Source organism: Aeribacillus sp. FSL M8-0235, assembly GCF_038000355.1.
Lineage (GTDB): Bacteria > Bacillota > Bacilli > Bacillales > Aeribacillaceae > Aeribacillus > Aeribacillus composti.
Genome location: NZ_JBBOBW010000001.1, coordinates 3486137 through 3503063, shown reverse-complemented (window position 1 = coordinate 3503063; position 16927 = coordinate 3486137). Strand labels below are relative to the sequence as shown.

13 protein-coding genes are annotated in these 16927 nt (G+C 38.2%); 10 read left to right on the top strand and 3 right to left on the bottom strand.

Translation table 11 applies throughout. From position 1 onward, the window contains the following. Window positions 1-509 precede the first annotated feature (509 nt). On the bottom strand, window positions 510-1925 hold the full coding sequence (gabR, locus tag NSQ71_RS16995; RefSeq protein ID WP_445684714.1) for a MocR-like transcriptional regulator GabR: 1416 nt from the start codon (window positions 1923-1925) through the stop codon (window positions 510-512). Between the two features lie 863 nt (window positions 1926-2788). Here gabR and NSQ71_RS16990 point away from each other — a divergent pair. The 7 genes from NSQ71_RS16990 (at window position 2789) to NSQ71_RS16960 (ending at window position 11121) form a co-directional block, all read left to right on the top strand. Then, window positions 2789-3658: a 5-oxoprolinase subunit B family protein gene (locus NSQ71_RS16990; protein ID WP_117017414.1), complete on the top strand. Its 870-nt coding sequence runs from the start codon at window positions 2789-2791 to the stop codon at window positions 3656-3658. Continuing rightward, window positions 3655-4626 carry a 5-oxoprolinase subunit C family protein gene (locus NSQ71_RS16985; RefSeq protein ID WP_117017413.1) on the top strand — a complete coding sequence of 324 codons (972 nt, stop codon included), beginning with the start codon at window positions 3655-3657 and terminating at the stop codon, window positions 4624-4626. The genes NSQ71_RS16990 and NSQ71_RS16985 overlap by 4 nt, the downstream gene beginning before the upstream one ends. A 16-nt stretch (window positions 4627-4642) precedes the next feature. Next, the gene (locus NSQ71_RS16980) at window positions 4643-4888 is read left to right on the top strand and encodes an acetyl-CoA carboxylase (protein WP_066248799.1); all 246 of its coding nucleotides are present in this window, start codon (window positions 4643-4645) and stop codon (window positions 4886-4888) included. Window positions 4889-4913: 25 nt separating this feature from the next. Further along, complete coding sequence (locus tag NSQ71_RS16975; protein ID WP_340734293.1) at window positions 4914-6269, top strand: acetyl-CoA carboxylase biotin carboxylase subunit; 1356 nt, start codon at window positions 4914-4916, stop codon at window positions 6267-6269. A 10-nt stretch (window positions 6270-6279) separates the two neighbouring features. Further along, window positions 6280-7047, top strand: coding sequence for a LamB/YcsF family protein (locus tag NSQ71_RS16970; RefSeq protein ID WP_130157662.1), 768 nt, complete (start codon window positions 6280-6282; stop codon window positions 7045-7047). Window positions 7048-8316: 1269 nt separating this feature from the next. Further along, a complete protein-coding gene (gabT, locus tag NSQ71_RS16965) occupies window positions 8317-9618 on the top strand; it encodes a 4-aminobutyrate--2-oxoglutarate transaminase (protein WP_066248811.1) in 1302 nt (433 codons plus the stop codon). Between the two features lie 105 nt (window positions 9619-9723). Next, a complete protein-coding gene (locus tag NSQ71_RS16960) occupies window positions 9724-11121 on the top strand; it encodes an NAD-dependent succinate-semialdehyde dehydrogenase (protein ID WP_340734292.1) in 1398 nt (465 codons plus the stop codon). Between the two features lie 31 nt (window positions 11122-11152). Here the strand turns inward: NSQ71_RS16960 and NSQ71_RS16955 are convergent, their stop codons facing one another. Continuing rightward, complete coding sequence (locus tag NSQ71_RS16955) at window positions 11153-11356, bottom strand: hypothetical protein (protein WP_340734291.1); 204 nt, start codon at window positions 11354-11356, stop codon at window positions 11153-11155. A 1484-nt stretch (window positions 11357-12840) separates the two neighbouring features. On the opposite strand from NSQ71_RS16955, the gene NSQ71_RS16950 reads away from it, so the two are divergent. From NSQ71_RS16950 to NSQ71_RS16940, 3 genes are all read left to right on the top strand, one after another. Then, entirely contained in the window at window positions 12841-13233 is a 393-nt protein-coding gene (locus tag NSQ71_RS16950) for an Rpn family recombination-promoting nuclease/putative transposase (protein WP_327873706.1), read from the top strand. After that, a complete protein-coding gene (locus tag NSQ71_RS16945; RefSeq protein ID WP_340734290.1) occupies window positions 13221-13427 on the top strand; it encodes a hypothetical protein in 207 nt (68 codons plus the stop codon). Before NSQ71_RS16950 ends, NSQ71_RS16945 begins: the two co-directional genes overlap by 13 nt. 341 nt (window positions 13428-13768) lie before the next feature. After that, the gene (locus NSQ71_RS16940) at window positions 13769-14875 is read left to right on the top strand and encodes a hypothetical protein (RefSeq protein WP_340734289.1); all 1107 of its coding nucleotides are present in this window, start codon (window positions 13769-13771) and stop codon (window positions 14873-14875) included. A gap of 767 nt (window positions 14876-15642) precedes the next feature. On the opposite strand, the gene nagA is transcribed toward NSQ71_RS16940, so the two are convergent. Beyond that, the gene (nagA, locus tag NSQ71_RS16935; RefSeq protein ID WP_340734288.1) at window positions 15643-16827 is read right to left on the bottom strand and encodes an N-acetylglucosamine-6-phosphate deacetylase; all 1185 of its coding nucleotides are present in this window, start codon (window positions 16825-16827) and stop codon (window positions 15643-15645) included. Between the last annotated feature and the right edge of the window lie 100 nt (window positions 16828-16927).

Sequence of the window (16927 nt, the reverse complement as noted above, 5' to 3'; positions counted from 1 at the left end):
CTAGCAAGAAATAGGGATATAAAAATGTTTCGTGATGTAGATCTATGGCAATTAGTCGACTTAGCCGGCTTATGAGTGAATCATAACCGTTGTAGATGTAAGGAGATATTTTCGGGAGAGGATAAAGGAAAGCAAATAGAAAATATTTCGTTAGTGAATTTATTGAGGATTTGACAAGATAAGAGATTGAGGTAAAAGAGAATTAAAAGAAGAGGTAGTTTTTTCGGTTGTGTGCTTCGTTTTCTAGCATGACTAGTGGGAAAAAGGCTTTTAAGAACCTTCCCCATGAGTCATGCCAGATCGAAAAATTTTAAATAAAATCATTTCTTTTGCTCTTAAATGGGTTGTGCGTATAAAAGCTGATAGTTCTCTTTTAACTACGGACAGATATTATAAGTGAAAGGGGAAAGGTCACAGCGGAAAATAGAAATTGAGCATTCTTATCCAAGATGAATCATTTTAAAACATTATGGCATTGTTCCTAAAGCGGTTATTCGTCCGATGTAAAGTTAATAAATAACACGGTACAATCTATCTACGGCAACTGGTATGTCTTCATTTTTTATATTGGCAAATCCGATAACCAAAATAATTTTTTTTCCTTCTTCGATATTGCCTAGTAAATTGAACCTCTTCATGGAGTATATTTCAAGTTTTTCTTTTTTTGCTCTTTCTTCAATTTCTTTATACCCTTTATCTGTTTTGAATTCCGCAATGAAATGAAGTCCTGCCGGCACATTTTTAATCTTAATGCCATTTCGAAATTTCCATTTCAATTCCTTAATCAGGTTTTCTCTTTTCATCTCATAGTGATTGTTCATGCGCTTGACGTGTTTTGCGTACTCGCCGCTTTCAATAAAATAGTGAAGCGTAAATAAATTCAGTGTATTGCTTCCCTGTATCCAATATGAAAAATGTCTTTTGTACTCTCTTAATAAATCGGTAGGCAAAACGAGATAACTGATTCGGAAACTCGGCATGATCGTTTTGGAGAATGTTCCTGCATAAATCACGCGTTGATTCCGATCTAGGCTTTGCAGCGACGGAATATTGTCCGTTCCGTATTTAAATTCGCTATCGTAATCGTCTTCTACAATATACCTTCCTTCAGAAGCCGAGGCCCAATTCAAAAGTTCAATTCTTCTTGAAATAGGCATAATGATTCCGGTCGGGAATTGGTGTGACGGGGTGATAAAAAGGAAATGTGGATTCAAAGCTTCCACTTTCTTGATGTCTATTCCTTTTTTATCAAGATCGATTGGAAAAACTTCAAAATTCATATCTTTTAATAATTGGTAGATGCGAGAATACCCAGGGTTCTCAATTGCAGCTTTTATATTTTCCCTCTGCATGCCCAACACTTGACGTAACAAGGGCTGTGTCCCGGGGCCGATAATCACTTGTTCTGGTTCGCATTTAACACCGCGTGTAAGCGCAATCATACGCGAGATGGTTTTTCTCACAAGGTAAGGACCTTGAGGATGAGAAATGTCCGAAAGTTCGTTTTTGTGATTTTTTATTGCTATTTTTTCACACTTCATCCATTCTTTAAACGGGAACATGGAGATGTCAGCCGTCATATGTGATAAGGAAAGCCATCCCTCATCTTTCTTGGAGAATTCTTCTTTTAAATCATCTGGAAAGTTCATTTTAGCCTCTTTTTGATTGTTGAACTGTGTAATATTTTCCACATAGTAGCCTTTTCTTTCAATTGCGTAAATATATCCTTCAGCCAGGAGCTGCTCGTACGCATTTGAAACCGAATTAATGCTCACTCCTAATTTTTCTGCTAATTTTCTTTTGGAAGGCAATTTCTCATTGGTAGGGATCTTTCTCTCTAAAATCGCTTCTTTTAACGATTTATAAATTTGTTGATAGATATGATTTGACTTATCCTTTTTATCTATTTGAAAAAATATCATGATCTATCTCTCCCTCTGGTACCTGAAAAATCAGAAAACTGGTACTTTTCTTTTAATATATTTATCATAATATTATTAAAAAGTAATGTAAAGGAGGACAACATTGAATGTTAGGAATATTGACGACTGAAGGGCTGTAAACTAATCGGAAGAAATGTTTCAAGCGGTTTCACGGAAATTGTGCCTATTAAGCAGTCGTCCTATTTGCCGAAGGGTTTTACGGAAGAAACGATATAACGTTCGGTATGAGAAGCTGAGCAATATAAATATGGATCAAACATTTGATATTGTCCCGGATTTTGATGATCGTTTCCAAGTCGTCGGCTGCGGGTTATTAAGCAGTGTAGCAGGCAAGACGGGAATTTGAAAGGCTGCCCGTACTGGGTGAAACGCATGCCGGAAATCCGTCAGCATGTGCTCTTTCATTGGCGATGATGGGTATCGTTGAAAAGGAGAATTTGCTCCCAATTTCTGAAATACTTGAAAAAACTGCTGGAATGACAAGTGGAACATAATAGATGAAGGGAAATTCGCGGCATACATCCTATAGTAGCGGCGGAGATTATTGAAGACCACACGGACCATAAAAAAAACGAACCAAATTCTGAAATACCCGAATGAATGTGACTTTTTATTTCTGACGGTATTGATGGAAATTTATAGACCTTTTAACACAGTTTGTTGTTTCAAGTTGAGGGATAGAAATTCCTGTATTGGGAGTAAAGGTGGGTCAATGGCATAGAGCCGGAGATAAAATAAATTAATGAGTGTTTACTAATTTGCTGTGGAAAAAGGTTTGGTAAAAAATATTTCATTTAACGGAATTATATATATTTTAAACTATGAAAGTAAGAGGTGGTGTGAAAATGACTCGTTATGAATATGGTGGCGACGAATTTATATTTGTCGAATTAAGTGAAGAGATGAGTTTGGAAGTAAACTTTAAAGCAATGGCTATTACGAATCGATTAAAGGAGGAGAGACTTCCAGGAATAATAGATATTTGTCCATCGAATTCTTCGTATATGATTCGTTTCGATCCAGATCGTACCCATCCGAACGATTTGATTTCAAAATTGAGAGAACTAGAGGAATCTGTTTCTTCTGATGACATTGAAATATCTTCACGTGTTGTAGATGTCCCCATCCTATTTGATGATCCATGGACACACGAGGCATTAATGCGTTTTAGGGACAGGCATCAAGATCCCTCATCAACCGACTTGGAATATGCTGCACGTATCAATGGTTTCAAATCGAAAGAAGATTTAATAAAAGCAATAACTGATTTCCCTTTTATTGTATCGATGATTGGATTTGTGCCGGGGCTTCCATGGTGTTATCAAATGGTGCCTCGTGAGCAGCAAATAGAAGTACCGAAATATGTTCGGCCCCGGACATATACTCCCGAGCGGGCATTTGGTTTTGGTGGAGCGTTTGCTGTTATATATCCAGTTCAAGGGGCAGGAGGATATCAATTATTTGGTATTGCGGCAGCCCCCATCTTCGAGAAAGAACAGCGCAATCATGATTTTAAAGATTCAATGACTTTCCCAAAACAAGGAGATATATTTAGATACCGCAGTATCACCATGGAAGAGTATGAGGAAATTCGTAAAAAAGTAAATGATGGAACCTTCCGCTATTTGACGAAGGATATTACGTTTTCAACAAAAAAAGTACTAGAGGATCCTAAAGCATTTTCTGAAGATGTGTTAAGGAGGTTGTATTCATGATAAAAGTCATAACCCCCGGACTGCAAACGACTATTCAGGACAATGGCCGTATTGGCTACTATGAAGTTGGAATGCCTCCGTCAGGTGCGATGGATAAGTTCTCTTACATTGTAGGCAATTTACTTGTCGGTAATAATGAAAATGCTGCTGCATTGGAAATCACATACATGGGGCCAACTCTTGAATTTCAAGAAGATGCCATTATTGCTCTAACCGGCGGGGAAATTCCTCCAAAAATAAATGGACAATCCGTTCCAATGTGGGAAGCTTTGGCTGTTAAAGCTGGGGATCAACTTTCTTTTGATTTTGTCAAAAATGGCGCAAGAGTATACCTCGCTGTAGCGGGCGGTTTTGATGTTCCTTTAGTAATGGGCTCGCGTTCTACATACACGCTATGCGGCATAGGGGGGCTGGATGGGAGACAACTGCAAGAAAATGACATACTTAAAATAGGAAATGAAAATATACGCCCTGCAAAAATTGGGGCACGCATTGACGATTCATTTATTCCGCAATTTTCAAATCAACATGAAATCCGCGTTGTTTTGGGGTTATGCAGTTATCGTTTAACGGAGGAGAGTAAGGAACGCTTTTTTTCCATTGATTGGACTGTTTCAACAGAAGCAAATCGGGTGGGCTATCGCTTCAGAGGGGAACGTTTGAATTTTGTTGAACGCAAACAGCCGTTTGGGGCTGGAAGCAACCCTTCGAACGTAGTCGATTTAGGTTATCCGATTGGATCCATTCAAGTGCCAGATGGTATTGAACCAATTGCATTATTAAATGATGCCGTTACAGGCGGAGGATACGCTACAATTGGTACAATCATAAGCGCCGATTTAAACAAATTGGCACAAGTCAAAACAAATGAATCCGTAAGATTTGTGGCTGTTGATATCGAAGAAGCCCTTTCAGCAAGAAAAGAAATAAAAAATATATTAAATCAAATAAAACAACAACTTTGTTAAATTGGAGGAATCTAATATGGAAAGTATCATTGTATCTGCGATCCCTGGAATATTTTATCGAAAACCGTCGCCTGAAGAAGATGAATTTGTTAAGGAAGGTGACCGTATTAAGGCAGGAGATGTTATAGGATTAGTTGAAGTCATGAAAACTTATTACGAAATAAAGGCAGAAAAAGATGGAATTATTGATAGATTTTTAGTTTCAAATGAAGAACCAATTAATGCCGGACAAGAGATAGCAGTGATTAAAGAAGAAAAGTGAAAGAATGGGGTGAACAAACAAATCAATGAGTCTTTTCAAAAAAGTATTAATCGCTAACCGTGGAGAAATTGCCAGAAGAATTATCAAAACTTGCAATCGGATGGGCATTCAAACCGTTGCAGTATATTCTGATGCAGATGCGGATGCACCGTTTGTAAAGGAAGCAGCTGAAGCAGTTTACATTGGAGAAAGCCAAGTAAAGAAGAGTTATCTGAATATGGAAAGCATAATCCGGGCAGCAAAAGAAACAAAAGCGGAAGCAATTCATCCTGGATATGGTTTCTTATCTGAAAATGCTGATTTCGTTAAGAGATGCGAAGAAGAAGGTATTGTTTTCATTGGTCCTAGTGCACAGGTAATGAAATTGATGGGAAGCAAAGTAGAAGCCCGGATCAAGATGTCTGAAGCGGGGGTTCCTGTAGTCCCTGGATCGGAAAGAAGTTTGGATTCAGTGGAAGAAGCGTTATCTATTGCGAACCAAATTGGTTATCCCCTTATGTTAAAGGCGAGCGCAGGTGGCGGGGGAATCGGGATGAAACTGGTTCGAGACGATAAAGAACTGGAAGAAGCCTTTCACTCAACGAGGCAACAAGCAACATCTTTCTTTGGAGACGGAACGATTTTTCTGGAAAAATGGATTTCAGAACCACGTCATATTGAAGTACAAATAGCTGCCGATCATTATGGCAATACTGTCCACTTATTTGAAAGAGAATGTTCTATACAAAGAAGACATCAGAAAGTGATTGAAGAAAGTCCATCCCCATTTCTTGATGAGGAACTTAGGGAAAAATTGTTAACAACAGCACTTCGGGGAGTAAAGCATATAGGATATACCAATCTAGGTACAATGGAATTTATCTTTGATGAACATAAAAATTTCTACTTCCTTGAAATGAATACAAGGCTGCAAGTAGAGCATCCGGTAACTGAAGAAATTACAAGCCTTGATTTAGTTGAATGGCAGCTGCGGATTGCCGCTAAACAACCTCTTCCGTTGCAACAAGATCAAATTCACAGAAACGGCCACGCCATTGAGTGCCGGTTGTATGCGGAAGATCCGGTCACTTACTTTCCTTCTCCCGGGCAGATCGAACGTTTGACTTTGCCTGTTCATCAAGCAAGATTTGATTTCGGTGTAGTAGAAGGGAATCATGTTACTCCATTTTACGATCCTATGATAGGGAAGATAATTGTACATGGCAGCAATCGAAGAGATTCGCTAGAAAAAACAAAACACGTCCTTGAGCAAATCGAAATTCAAGGAATTAAAACAAATCTGCCATTATTGAAAAAAATTATGCAAAATGATCTGTTTGCTAAAGGATATTATACAACCAAGTTTCTCGATCATTTTAATTTGAATCAACAAGTGAAATGAGGGGATCAACATGTATAAGGTAGATATCAATTGCGATATGGGTGAAAGTTTTGGCCTTTATGAACAAGGAAACGATGAAGAAATGATGAAGTATATTTCTTCAGCAAATATCGCATGCGGTTTTCATGCAGGAGATCCTCATGTCATGAGGAAAACAGTTGAATTGGCGAAGAAATATAATGTAGGAATTGGTGTGCATCCCGGATTTCCTGATTTGCTTGGTTTCGGCCGACGCGCAATGGCTTGTACACCGTCGGAAATTAAGGATTATATCATTTATCAAATGGGAGCATTGAGAGAATTTGCAAACATTTTTGATGTAAAATTACAACATTGCAAACCGCATGGAGCTTTGTATATGAGGGCAATGGAGGATAAACAGGTGGCACGTGCCATTCTTGAGGCTATCCATGCTGTGTCAAAGGATATGATTGTGTTTGCTTTAAATAATTCAGAATTTATGAAAGAAGCAATAAAAATGGGTATCCCTGTAGCCAAGGAAGCTTATTCGGATCGTGAACATACGGAAAATGGGTCTATTATATTAACTAGAAAAGGCTCCGAAATAAAGGACTATGCTGCAATGGCTGATCGTGTTGTTAGAATGATTAAAGATAAAAAAGTCATTACTCACGATGGAAAAGAGGTTTCTATTGAAGCAGATACGATTTGTATTCATGGAGATACTCCTGGAGCACCGGAACTAGCAAAGGCAATCGTAGAAGCATGTAACAAAAATGATATACAAGTTCTGCCTATAAATAAAATTCTTAATTGAGTTATGAATCTGAACAGGAAGTCTCCCTTTATGTGTAAAGCAAAGATTCTGAATTAGGAAGTAATGCTTTCACGTGAGCTTTTCATATATAGGCGATACAAGATGTTAAGTGTGGTTTAAAAAATTGTTGCGTAAATCAGGAAATTTATCAAGTGAACCTTAAGGGATTTGATAAAAAAGAATATTTGGACCGTGGAACAAAATCAATGAAAAAGAACTTTCTTGTAGGCTTTTTCAAAAGCATGTTTGGTAACTTTCTAAGCATTTTTAAAACCATTCTAAGCCTCGTTTTGTCTGTTTTGAAGGGATGGCTAGGATCCGTGGTATCCGTCAGAAGATGTGCCATCTTTTTGGCAAACAAAAAATAATATCAATACGAGCTCAAGCCAATACCTTATATTGGCTCAACGCTTAGGTAAATTGGAAAGTGACAGACGTCAGTGAAACACTCGGACACCAGAGGTTTTTTTCATAAATAATGTGGTATTAAGTTAGGGACAAAATACAAGGAAGAAACCTAACATAACGTTTTTAGAAATGTGCCGACAAAAATTTACCGACGGTGTCATTACTGGTTTAAAGTGGTGGGACTATATGTTTTCTGTGCCATATTTTAAAATAACTAATTAATCAATCTTTTTTAAGAGTCAGCGTTTAATTTAGCTGACCAATTCTTTTTGAAATAAAAGTTATCCTGCAGGTTTGAAGAATATGTTCTTAGGTCGATCATTACTCGTTTCAGTTCATATACACTCTCTTTTGTAAGCGTCGCCATTTCTGGCTAATCACAAAGAAAACTAATAATTCTCTTTTTCCTGTTTGTGATTCTAATGTTAAACATTGTTTAAAAGGAAGGATGGAAATATCAGCAGGTATATGTAAAAGAGAAAGCCAGCCTTCCTTTCTTCATAAATGATTTTATTTACCGGAAATTACATTGTAATTTTTAACTTTGTAATATTTTCTTCATAACATCTTTTTCTTTCAATTGTCGTAAATAGCTTCTTCATCTAGGAACTGCACGAATGTTACTTCCCCCTGATTTTCTTTTAGAAGGTAATTTTTATTTGGTTAGAATCATTAAAATAGATTTATTTACCGTTTTTAGAAATTCCCTAATGAAAATGATTGGAATGAGAGTATTTATTGAAAAAAACATGATCAATCTCTTCTACTGGTACCTGAAAAATCAGAAAACTGGTTCTTTTCACTATAACAGAAAATTGACATAATTCGTATATATATTGATTTTGAGGAGGCAATGAAAAAATGGCATCATCGACAACGATGGAAGACTTGCAAGCTAAACGGAAAAAGTATGTTCCTAAAGGGGTGAGCAATGGAAATTTAAGTATTGCGCATCATGCAAAAGGGGCTACCATCGTAGACATTGACCAGAATGAATGGATAGATTTTGCAGGGGCAATCGGAACTTTAAATGTAGGGCATAGTCATCCTAAAGTAACGGCTGCGGTAAAAGAACAGGTTGATAAATTTTTGCATCCTGGTTTTAATGTGATCATGTACGAAGGATACATTAAGCTGGCAGAAAAATTATGCAAGATTACTCCAGGCAATTTTGATAAACAAGCAATTCTTTTTAATTCGGGGGCTGAAGCAGTTGAAAATGCAGTTAAAGTGTCCCGTAAATTTACAGGCAGACAAGCGGTCGTTTCATTTGTCAGAGGGTTTCATGGAAGAACGAATCTGACGTTGAGCATGACGAGCAAAGTCAAACCATATAAATTCGGATTTGGTCCTTTTGCTTCAGAAGTGTATCAAGCTCCTTATCCATACTTGTACCGAAAACCGGATCATATGACAGATGAACAATATATTGATTGGACGATTGAAGAATTCAAGAGGTTTTTCGCTGCTACTGTGGCACCTGAAACGGTTGCTTGTATCGTAATGGAACCTGTTCAAGGGGAAGGCGGTTTTATTATCCCACCGAAGAAATTTGTCAAATTTGTCAGGGACTTCTGTGATGATCACGGTATTGTTTTTGTGGCAGATGAAATTCAAACTGGTTTTGGCCGTACAGGCAAATTATTTGCAATTGAACATTTTGATGTTGTCCCGGATTTGATTACTGTTTCCAAGTCATTGGCTGCCGGGTTGCCTTTAAGCGGTGTAGTAGGCAAGGCGGAAATTTTAAATGCTGCCGATCCGGGTGAACTGGGTGGGACGTATGCTGGGAATCCTGTAGCTTGTGCCGCCGCACTGGCAGTCATTGATATCATCGAAGAAGAGGATTTGCTCACAAAATCAGAAATACTGGGACAAAAGATTGAGAAAAAACTGCTGGAATTACAAGCGAAACATGAGTTTGTAGGGGAAATTCGCCGCTTAGGTGCTATGGTAGCGGTGGAGATCGTAGATAACCGCCAGAACAAACGACCGAATAAAGAGAAAACGAATCAAATTCTGAAATATGCGAATGAACATGGTCTTTTATTGCTTTCAGCTGGTATTGATGGAAATATTATACGCTTTTTAGCTCCGTTGGTTATTACTGACGAGGAATTAAATAAAGGGTTATCCATATTGGAAAAAGCTTTTGCTCAATGAACTGGGTGAAGAAACTGAGGATAAAATTGCCGGGAATCCATTAACCAGTGGCGTTATATATTATTATATCCCGGCAAAGAAAAACCCAGAGGGAGGTAAACCTTGATGGCAGCGACGATTAAAGTCACGAATCCTGCAACAGGTGAGTTGATCCAGGAAGTAAAGGCAGATACAGAAGAAGAGATTCATCTTGCATTGCGGAGAGGGCATGAAAGTTTCCAAAAGTGGTCCAAAACAAATGCACATGAACGATCGAGACTATTAAAGCTTTGGTCTAAAAAAATCCAAGAACATAAAGATGATCTTGCAAAGATCATGACAATGGAAAGCGGTAAACCTTTGCACGAATCATTGGGTGAAGTTGACTATGCAACTAGTTACATTGATTGGTATGCAGAAGAGGCGAAGCGGCTTTATGGACGAACAATTCCTGCAAATACGGAATCCAAACGTATCATTGTCAGCCGCCAACCGGTAGGATTGGTTGCAGCCATTACTCCTTGGAATTTTCCAGCCGCAATGATGACAAGAAAAGCTGCACCGGCATTGGCAGCTGGATGTACATTCGTTGTGAAGCCAGCAGAAGATACCCCGTTAACCACGATGAAATTGATTGAGCTCGCTCATGAAGCCGGAATACCAGCGGATGTAATTCAATGTGTGAATGGCTATGGCAGTGAGGTAGGAAAAATATTTACGGAAAGCAAATATGTCAGAAAAATTACGTTTACCGGCTCGACTCCTGTAGGAAAATTATTGATCAGAGACAGTGCCAGTACAGTTAAACATGTTTCAATGGAATTAGGCGGCCACGCACCGGTCATTGTTGCACATGATGCTGATATTGATTTGGCGGTAGAACAAACGATAGCTTCCAAGTTCAGAAATGCCGGTCAAACATGTATTTGTGCAAACAGAGTTCTAGTGCATGAAAGCATTGTAGAGGAATTTGCTGAAAAATTAACAAATGAAGTTAAAAAATTAAAAGTTGGAAATGGTTTGGAAAAAGGCACTCAAATTGGGCCAGTTATTAATGAAAAAGGCTTTAATAAGATTGTCTCGCAGGTCAACGATGCAATCAGTAAAGGTGCTGAAGTTCTTTGCGGCAATAAATACAATGCAAATAAGGAAAAAGGCTATTTCTTTGTTTATCCGACGGTTCTCAAAAATGTCAATGAGAACATGAAGATTATGCAAGAGGAAACATTTGGACCCATTTTGCCAATCACAACGTTTCAGGAATTAGAAGAAGCTGTTAATATTGCAAACAGCACGCCTTATGGTCTGGCCGCTTACTTTTTTACAAATGACTATAGAACAGGCATCTATCTGCATGAGCATTTAGATTTCGGAATTATCGGCTGGAATGACGGCTCTCCATCTGCTGCCCACGCTCCTTTTGGAGGAATGAAAGAAAGCGGAATCGGCCGTGAAGGTGGAGTGGAAGGCATTGAACCGTATTTGGAAACGAAATATTTGTCAATCGGGGATATTTATAAATAAAAGACTTTTTGCAGGGAGTTTTTAACATCTGTTAATTTTCAATTTGATAGAAACTAATCGGTTTTTCATAAAGTTGGTTACATCCACCATCCATGATCAGGAATTCGACTTGGAAATTTGTACAATCTGTCACATTTCCGATCAATGTTGGATCGACTTCTCCATCGTTTACATGAGTTGGAGTTACTTCGATCGCAATCGGTAATTCACTGATGGTATCTACAGAAAGATGCACTTTATGGCCAAACCAAGTGATTTTATTGCTAAAAGAATCAAACTTTGCTCCCCAATTTGCATTGCCTGTTTGTTTTTAGACTTGTTATTTTCATAGGCGTTAATGGCGGCACTATCGATAGCCTGATGCCCTCCATTGATACGCCTTCAGCTTGGCCTATCTGGACAAGATCATATAAAGATTTTTTCTGCTAGATTTTTTTGGGTGTGTTCATGGAAAATACTGTACTAAAAGTAGAGGTAGATGGTGCAGGTCGACCGATTTAAACCGCATTGATAACGGAATGAATGTCTTAATCCAATCGGTTACGAAGGGCTGTAAACGTATCAAAACCTTCTAATGGAGCAGCAATAAGAGCTCTTAAAATTCCTTTCCTTAGAATGACCTTCAGCCCCCCCTTGGGGTGAAGAATTGCTTAGCAAAGGGACGTAAATCAACACTAAAAAAGATTTGGCAAATTTTCTTTAGAATCTAAAATTTACAGTTCTTCAAAAAGGAAAATAGACTTTCTTGTAGAATGTACAAAGTGACTTCCCCCTAGCGAATTATTGTGTTTAGGTCACATCAAAAATTCTACAAATGAGGGGTGAAGTCCTTTTTTCTTTTGAAAGTCTTATGGCTCTTAGAACAAAAAAATGTAAAATGTTCAAATAAAAAACTTGATTAGAAGTTAAAATTTTTTTATTTTTGTTCTTAATTTCTCTAAATTTCAAATGGTTCAGGTATCAGTATTTGGATTTCCACAACCTAAGTTTAGTATCCTTGATAACTGGGCACTTCATAGTACAGCTTCCAGTTCATTAGGGTTCCTGTTTTTTCTAAAATAAAAGGGCAGAGAATTGCAAAATCCATATGCAGTGATATGCAAAGGGGCTATACATGGAGAGAGCTTTAGGTTTTGCTAAAATTATTGAAGCTGACGCTTGACTAAAGAATCATGGCTACAGAGGATCCACGCCAAGCCCTTGATGGATAGATCGCATATATGTATATTTATACATAATTTTGATATAGGTATACTGCAACACTCTGTATTTTTTCTTGCAGAAAACATTTTTTTGAGTCGTGAGATTTATTTTCATAGAATGCAAGAGTTTTCCTGATGAATTCATGAAGAAGAATATTTGTTACAGCCTGAATACGTGTTTTGATTTGCCGCAAGTCTTCGTACCCATTCATACACTCTCCCTTTCAATAAGTACATGCAGTCAAAGGAATGCGGAATATGATGAAACTTGTCTAATGCTTCTTCGCATGAAAGTCACGGATCATGCTTGCCTCTTCTAAGATCCTGTCTGCTATTTCGATCGAGTCAAATAAAATAACGCCTTTATTTCCGCCTCCATTTGAAAAATAAGGAAGGATTACTCATCTAGAAAATAATTAGGATCTATTTTCAAGGGAAAAAGAACTTATCACAATTTATGGTAAAATGGAAGAAATATAGACGTGATGTGAAGCGATCTTCGGAGTGGCCCTGGTTAATGATGCTGTCAGCGGTGGATGCCCGGAAACAAGAGATCGATGAGACGATTCTCAAGGAACTGGAGGTGTTGGCGATGAACGAGCAAGAAATTCGCGAAGCATTGGAAGAGTGGGAGAAGCTAAGCGTCAGTTCGGAAAATCGCTACGCGTATGAAATGCGGCTGAAATGGCTGCGGGATCAATTGTCCAATCTTCTTGGCGAGCGGCGTGCGGGGATGGAGGAAGGGTTGGAAAAAGGATTGAAACAAGGGTTGAAACAAGGGCTAAAGCAAGGTCGGGAGGAAGAACGGAAGAACATGATCCGGCATATGTCGGCGAAAGGAATGGCAGCGAAAGATATTGCCGATCTCACTGGACTTGCGGAAGAGGAAGTGCGAAAGTGGTTGAAATAGATTGCCTGTCATTTGTCGAAGCCGTTTGGCATTCATCCGAAGAAGTAGTGGAAACGTTAGAAAACCTGCCGCCTAATAAGGCTTTGCTGCTCCATCGAAAAAAACAGATGTATCACTCGGAACTAGGAAATCGGAATATCTGCTCGAACGAATCGTTAAACAGGCGGTGGATGCCCGGAAACAAGAGGGCATGAATCGATTCTCAAGGAATTGGAGATGTAGCCACTGGAAAATTAGAAAGGCTACAAAATATATATTACGAAATAAGAACAGTAAAAAATAGAAAAGGCAGAGTTGTTGCTAAACGAAAGAATCCCACAGATGAATTAATACGTGTTGTGAAAAGGAATTAAGAATTGAGTGTGATGATGAAACAACTGAATAATGGCATTTTTTCCTGAAAGGTTGCTAGGGAAAAAATGTTGGAAATGTCAAGTTTATGGATAGGATGGCTAAAAATCCATTTGCAACCAGTCGATCTAAAAAATAAACAGGTTGTTCGTACACAGCCAAAAACGAACAGGAGGAAAGTAAAATGTTGAAAAAACTTTTTTCATTTACTGTTGCGACTGGACTTATTTTCGGTTTGTTTTCATCATCACCAAGTATTGCAAGTGCAGGAGAAAAGAAAGGTACAGGAAAATGTTCCATTACGATTACGACAGACAATACTTACAACAACAAAGCACAAGCAACAGGACTTTGTAAAGGTTACATTTATGGTTACTATGTAAGTGGTCAATTTGCATTAGAGGGAGCTTACGGTGGACCAGTTGTAAATGGACAAAAAGTTACGTTTTTTTTGCCACCATTTGTTAGTGACTATGAAAATTACGAATTGACGGTTAAAACAGTTGTAAAAAAAAAGCCAGTGGAACCAGCACCAAAGCCGGAGCCAAAACCGGAGCCAAAACCGGAAGTGGAAAAACCGTCAAAGCCAAGCCAAACACCACAGCCAGCAAATCCAAAACCAGCGCAAAATCCAAAGCCAACACAAAAGCCAAATCAAGCAACAAGTCAAAATCAAACACAAAAGCCAAATCAAACTCAAAAGTCAAATCAAACACCAAAGCAAAATCAAACACAAAAGCCAAATCGAGCAACAAATCAAAATCAAGCAACAAGTCAAAGTCAAGCGCCAAGGCAAAATCAAGCAAGTCCAGCACCAAAAAATGACAGTCATGAATCCAAAACTTCTTCTAACGTAGCAATGAACAAAGTAGAAGGAGATAAAAAGATCCCAGATGAAAAAGAAGTAACATCATGGACAACAGAAGATCTTAAAGCAAAAGGCGCAAAAGTCGTTGAAAAAGATGGAAAATTATTTGCATTTGTTGATGGTGTTTATGTGGAAATAACGGAAGATCAAGCAAAAGAACTAGGGTACAAAAAGGAAAATGAAACACAAAAAGCAGAAAATGATGATGAAGAAGAAAATGTAGTAGAGGACAAAAAAGATGATGAAAAACAAAACAGCGAAAAGAAAGAAAAAAAGAACAATGCAGGTAAAGTTCTTCCTATTGTAGCAGGTGCGACAACAATTGCAGGTGCAACAATTGCAGGTTTGTACTACTTCCACCCATCTACAAAGGAAATCATCAACAAGATTATACAATACATTTTGAATCTCTTCAAAAAATGAAAAAATAAATATTTTTAAATGAAAAAAGGGAAGTGTTTTTTCAATCAGAAATGGTATTGTCCCCTACAGGTAGACAGTAAAAAAAGAGGCTATTTGATATAACACCTAGGAGGGGATTTTTATGGCTAAAAAAGTCGAAGACACTATGATGGAAATGCTAATTTAACTATGTACAAACATGATTGTTTAAAGCTATATAGTTTCTCTCATTGCCTTAGGGCAATTTTACATGGAGAGGCGGGTATGATAGCCTTGTTAGGCGGAGCCAGCTATTGATATTGCTGGCTTCTTGGCTCGTACGTAAGTCATGCCCGTAGAGGCTCCATGTCAAGTTATTACTATCCACCACTTAATAACATAATTATCCATAAAATCATTTTTGTACATCACTTTACAATCAAAATTGTGCATTCTTATTTTGACATTTACACTATGATAGCCGTGTAAAAGAATTGTATCCAGTAAAATATAATCAGTTTGGAGAACTCTAACCGGAAATCAAGGGAAAACAAGATAATCCTATGAAAAATAGATCAAAGCGTCATTACGGAATAATCCAGACTGACTGATTATTGCTGAAACAAGGGGTTCAGAGCTTATGATATGTTTAGATCAAGATGCTTTAAATCAAACTATTGAAACGATGGAAAAGGAAGCTGTTTTAAAAACGGATCATTTTAACAAAATTCAGTTCTTGTTTACCTAATCATTTGTGCTGCTTTCATGCTCATATCACCGTAATCTTTCGCTGGCAGCAATAGCATCATTCACATTTCTTGTTGTGAATAGGTAAGTTTTCCGCGGCAAAATGTCATTACTACTTCAAGGCGGTCATTTAAAACAACTAAGTCAGCATCTTTTCCTTTTGCAATGCTTCCTTTGCGATCATAAACGTTTATTTGTTTAGCAGGGTTAACGGCTGCCATTTGAATAATGTCTTGAAGCGTACATCCGGTGTAAGCCATCATGTTTTTGGCTGCATCGTTCAGCTTCAAAATACTTCCTGCCAGCGTCCCATCCCGCAAAACTGCCCGATCTTCATTCACTCGGACTTCTTGGCCTCCAAGTTCATAGATTCCTTTACCGAGGCATTTCGCTCTCATTGCATCCGTGATTAAAATAAGCCCGTCATTTCCTTTATTTTGATAAGCAAATTTCACCATTTCCGGACACACATGAATGCCATCTGCGATAATTTCGCACAACACCTCATCATGCATGAGCACTGCTAGAGCAGCTCCCGGCTTGCGATGGTGCAATCCGCTCATTCCATTAAATAAATGGGTTGCATGGGTAATGCCAGCTTGTATGCTTTTAGCAGCTTCAGCATAAGAAGCATCTGAATGCCCGATGGAGGCGACAACTCCTGTTTGTTTTAAATAATCGGTTAATTCTATTCCACCTTTTCTTTCAGGCGCCAATGTCACAAGCTTTATCGCTCCGCTGGACATATGCTGCCATTTTTTAAATAACTGCAAGTTCGGTTCGAGAATATTTTCTGAGTGCTGCGCCCCTGCTCTTTTAGGGGAAATAAACGGACCTTCCAAGTGGACTCCTAACACTTCTGCATATCCGGGTTCATTCGCTGTTTCCATGTACTTTCTTACATTGATCAGAGCTTCTTCAATCCGCTGTTCAGAGCTTGTCATCGTTGTTGCTAAAAAACTCGTCGTTCCTTCCCGGGGGAGTGCCGCTGCCATTTTGCGAATTGCCTCATCGGTTCCATCCATCGTATCAGCGCCTGCTGCTCCATGAATATGCAAATCGATAAAACCAGGAATGACTGCATAATTGTTTTTGCTTTCAATTTTTTCAACCCGTTCGTCTGTAACAGCCAGCTTTTCTTGAGGACCAACGTCAAGAATTTTCCCATTTTCTATTAATACATATCCATTTTTGAAAACTCGTTCTTCAGCATATACCGTCATATTCGATAATAAAATCTTGCTCATAAAGATCTCCTTTTTCTAGTAACAATCTCTATTTAAATTGTATGTATGTGGAACAAAATGTTAAATGACTTTTATGGGATTTTTAAGCACATATATTGGG

Coding starts and splice junctions, on each gene's coding strand:
- NSQ71_RS16990 (WP_117017414.1), top strand. CDS start 2,789: ATGACTCGTTATGAATATGGTGGCGACGAATTTATATTTGTCGAATTA.
- NSQ71_RS16985 (WP_117017413.1), top strand. CDS start 3,655: ATGATAAAAGTCATAACCCCCGGACTGCAAACGACTATTCAGGACAAT.
- NSQ71_RS16980 (WP_066248799.1), top strand. CDS start 4,643: ATGGAAAGTATCATTGTATCTGCGATCCCTGGAATATTTTATCGAAAA.
- NSQ71_RS16975 (WP_340734293.1), top strand. CDS start 4,914: ATGAGTCTTTTCAAAAAAGTATTAATCGCTAACCGTGGAGAAATTGCC.
- NSQ71_RS16970 (WP_130157662.1), top strand. CDS start 6,280: ATGTATAAGGTAGATATCAATTGCGATATGGGTGAAAGTTTTGGCCTT.
- gabT (WP_066248811.1), top strand. CDS start 8,317: ATGGCATCATCGACAACGATGGAAGACTTGCAAGCTAAACGGAAAAAG.
- NSQ71_RS16960 (WP_340734292.1), top strand. CDS start 9,724: ATGGCAGCGACGATTAAAGTCACGAATCCTGCAACAGGTGAGTTGATC.
- NSQ71_RS16950 (WP_327873706.1), top strand. CDS start 12,841: ATGATGCTGTCAGCGGTGGATGCCCGGAAACAAGAGATCGATGAGACG.
- NSQ71_RS16940 (WP_340734289.1), top strand. CDS start 13,769: ATGTTGAAAAAACTTTTTTCATTTACTGTTGCGACTGGACTTATTTTC.
- nagA (WP_340734288.1), bottom strand. CDS start 16,827: ATGAGCAAGATTTTATTATCGAATATGACGGTATATGCTGAAGAACGA.